This window comes from Novipirellula sp. (genome assembly GCF_041583735.1).
Taxonomy (GTDB): domain Bacteria; phylum Planctomycetota; class Planctomycetia; order Pirellulales; family Pirellulaceae; genus Novipirellula.
Window position 1 is genome coordinate 1 of sequence record NZ_JBFHFD010000801.1, and the last position, 3,418, is coordinate 3,418.

Annotated in this window: 4 protein-coding genes; 3 read left to right on the forward strand and 1 reads right to left on the reverse strand. The window is 55.3% G+C overall.

All coding sequences use genetic code 11. The features are described 5' to 3' along the window. The 3 genes from ABX962_RS32935 to ABX962_RS32945 form a co-directional block, all read left to right on the forward strand. On the forward strand, positions 1 to 1,381 hold a 1,381-nt coding region (locus ABX962_RS32935), incomplete at its 5' end, for a glucan biosynthesis protein (protein WP_372725925.1). A gap of 131 nt (positions 1,382 to 1,512) precedes the next feature. Further along, complete coding sequence (locus ABX962_RS32940) at positions 1,513 to 1,995, forward strand: hypothetical protein (RefSeq protein ID WP_372725926.1); 483 nt, start codon at positions 1,513 to 1,515, stop codon at positions 1,993 to 1,995. Positions 1,996 to 2,031: 36 nt separating this feature from the next. Next, on the forward strand, positions 2,032 to 2,553 hold the full coding sequence (locus tag ABX962_RS32945) for a hypothetical protein (RefSeq protein WP_372725927.1): 522 nt from the start codon (positions 2,032 to 2,034) through the stop codon (positions 2,551 to 2,553). Positions 2,554 to 2,668: 115 nt separating this feature from the next. Here the strand turns inward: ABX962_RS32945 and ABX962_RS32950 are convergent. After that, a partial coding sequence (locus ABX962_RS32950) for a diacylglycerol kinase family protein (protein WP_372725928.1) occupies positions 2,669 to 3,418 on the reverse strand: 750 nt, incomplete at its 5' end.

The following is a 3,418-nucleotide window of genomic DNA, read 5'->3' on the forward strand; positions in this document are numbered from 1 at the left end:
AATGAGCTACGAACAATACCGCGATATTAGCTACCGGCCCGAGAAGGCGGTGTGGTGGAAAGACGGACTTCCGTTTTGGCTCGAGACATTTCATCGCGGCTTTGTCCAACGCGATCGTGTTTCGCTGTACATCACGGAAAAAGGGGTCACACGAGAAATCCCTTTTTCCTCAAGTAACTTTCGGTATCGCACCCCCATTGCCGAGAAAGTGGTTCGCGATTCGGGACATGCGGGCATCAAGATCGCGGGCCGTTTCCCCGGCCAAAGCGATGGTCAAGAGATGTTGACGTTCCTCGGATCGAGCTATTTTCGCGGGCGAAGCGCCGATACGGTCTATGGCACGTCGGCACGCGGGTTGGCGGTGGACATAGCGCTGCATCGCGACGAAGAGTTTCCATTCTTCAAGTCGTTTTGGGTCCAGCGTCCCAAGGCAATTGATGAAGAGCTCTCGATCCTGGCGTTAATGGACAGCCCTTCGGTGTGCGGCGCGTACCAATTCACGCTGACCCCGGGGACGACGGAAACGATTGTCGATGTCCGGTGCTCGTTGCACTTTCGTTCGCTGCCGGAAAAGATTGGTTTAGCGCCGCTGACCAGCATGTGGATGTGGGGCGATGGGTTGACCGGACCGCCGCTGGACAACCGTCCCGCCGTCCACGATTCCGATGGGATGTTGATCCAATCCGCAGACGACGAATGGACATGGCGTGCGTTTGCGCGCCAAAGCTATCCTTCGGTCAGTCAGTTTCGCGTTGGCAAATTAAAAGGGTTCGGTGTATTGCAGCGCAACCGAGCATTCTACCACTTTGACGACCATAACGCTCAGTACCATAAACGGCCCAGCGTGTGGGTGCGACCGGCGCGGGGATGGGAAAACGGCGTCGTTGAACTGCTTGAACTACCCGGCGCTCATGAAGGGATCGACAACATCGCCGCCTATTGGATTCCAGATGCGAAGCCGACGCTCGATTCCCCACTAGAACTCGATTACCAAGTTTCCTTTTTCCCTGGTGATCGTAGCGAACAAACCAACGTCGCCAGGGCTACCTACTTCGATGTTCAGCGACAAGACGGGTTTGTCGCGATGGACATCCGCTTTGCCGGCGAAACGATTGCCAAGCGAAGGCAGGGAACCGTCACTGTCGATGTTGCAACCATTCGCGGCGAAGTTATTTCCGCATCCGCCGACCGCACCGACACAGGCGACTGGATCGCCCATCTCCTCGTGCGTCCGACCGAAGATGCGCCAGTGGAACTAAGCGTCACGCTGATGGATGCCAAAGCTGATGCGACGCGAAAACTGTCGGAACGTTTTGTCTATTTGTGTCCCGATAAAGAGCCGACGTTTGAGTATCCGCAGGTGTATACACGAAAGGAATAAGTCGATCGTGTTCAGCGAGTTAGGCACAGCAATTGCGTTGTTCCGATTGGGTATGACGGGAATACGTGGCGACTGGTCGACTTCCGACCCGCACGATTCCCAGCCCAATACCAGCAACAGGGACGCAAGCAATGCCAACCCATACGACCACTTCAAATAACCGTCTGAATGACTCGGATTCGACCTCACAATCCGCGACGGATCCGTGGGACCAAGTCTTCACCGCGATCAACATTCGCTGGCCGCAAATCAATCAAGACGAACTGAAACAGTGCGATCGATCGGTGGATGATCTAACCGAATTCGTCGCCTCGCGAGTGGACACCCAGCGAGACGAGATTGAATCCGTCGTCTCGGAATTTGCTCCGGTTCACGAGTCTTCGCTTCGATCGTTCGTCGATCAAGCCCATCGGGCTGGCGAGCAAGTCAGCCATTCGGTGCATTCGGCGGTCGAGCGAATGCAGTACGAAATGGACGAACTGCCTGTCAAAACGTCGCTCACGAATCTTGCGATCGGCTTTGGCCTAGGTGTGCTGGCCACCACGCTGTATTTCAACTCGCGACGTCAACGAACGACGTGGCAACAAATCCGATCCAACCGCTTGTTCCAATAACCTACCCATACAATTGAATTTCACAGGATCTTTATCATGATTGCTTTTCGATACATCAGCCTATCTGCCCTGGTCGCAGCGCTGACATGGACCGCGACCCCCGCTCCCGCGGAGGCTCAAGTCGTCGTCCAGTACGGCAACTCAGGATCGTACTACCAACGCGGCTACCCGACGTACTCTCAACCGTCGTACTCGGTCCGGCGTTATTCGACCCAATCGTATAACCAACCCTATTCGTATTCGGTACCGTCGTACAGTTACCGGCAATCGACCCCTCAGTACTACACGCCAAACGGGCGATACAGCAGCGGCTATCGCGGCAGCAATTCGCTGCCCTATCAATCGTACAGCCCAACCATTAACGGACGTTTCGACAACAACGGATCGTACTACGGAAACGGATCGTACTATGGAAACAATGTGTACGGAAACGGATACTACGGAACGCAGTCGCAGCAGCGGGGCGCCGCCATTGGTGGTGCGATCGGAGATGCCATCGGTGGACAACGTGCCGGCAACATCGGTGCTGCTATTGGCAGTGCGATCGGCAACGATTAATGTGGGAGGCTTCTAGCCTGTCATCCGCCAAGGCTCTCATAGCCACAACTGCCCAATCAGAATCAGGCCTAATGAAAAACTCAGGCCTGATTTCGTTTCGTGACTGACCAAACTTTTATGCATTGCCAAACTCTGGGCCAACAAACATTCGAATGGCTCCGGGGATACATTCGAATTCGACCGGTTCTTCATCCACCACTTCGCCATCGAGCGTGAACCGCATTGGCGGGTCGGAATAAAGTTTCAGTCGCTGTGCTTGTCGATAGATGACCTGCTCACACTCGAGAAAGTTGCCAAGCAGGTTGCCGGCAACGATTTCGACCATATCCATCACGTCGCCGTCTTTGATCAGCACCACGTCGAGCAGTCCGTCGACCGGCGAAGCCTCGGGAGCCACTTCGATGCGTCCTGCGTTCGTTTTCCCATTGGCCACGAGCACGGCCCAGCTATCAAAATCACGAATCCTTTGGCCATCCATTTCCGCATGAACACGAAAGCTTTTCATATCCGCCAGCACGCCAACGGCACCTCGGAGATAGCTAAACGCTCCCCAACGTGATTTGATATCGTCGGTGAGCTCTTCAGAAACGCGGACACAGTTACCGCCCGCCGCAACGTTGGCGTAATAACGCTGGAATCCGCTGCCGGTGATTCGGACCACATCGATGGGAATCGGCTGGCGATCGCGATATAGTGCCACTGCCTCTTCGATCTCGTCGGGAATGGCGAGTGTGCCAGCGAAATCGTTGGCGGTCCCCAGCGGAAGGACCGCCATGCTGGGGCGGCGAGCACTGTCAATTTTCATTAATGCGTTGACGACGGCATTGACGGTTCCATCCCCGCCTGCGGCGAATACGACGTCGCA

Bases quoted from the DNA above. Each gene is read 5' to 3' on its own strand.
- ABX962_RS32945 (WP_372725927.1), top strand. From the start codon at position 2,032: ATGATTGCTTTTCGATACATCAGCCTATCTGCCCTGGTCGCAGCGCTG.
- ABX962_RS32940 (WP_372725926.1), top strand. From the start codon at position 1,513: ATGCCAACCCATACGACCACTTCAAATAACCGTCTGAATGACTCGGAT.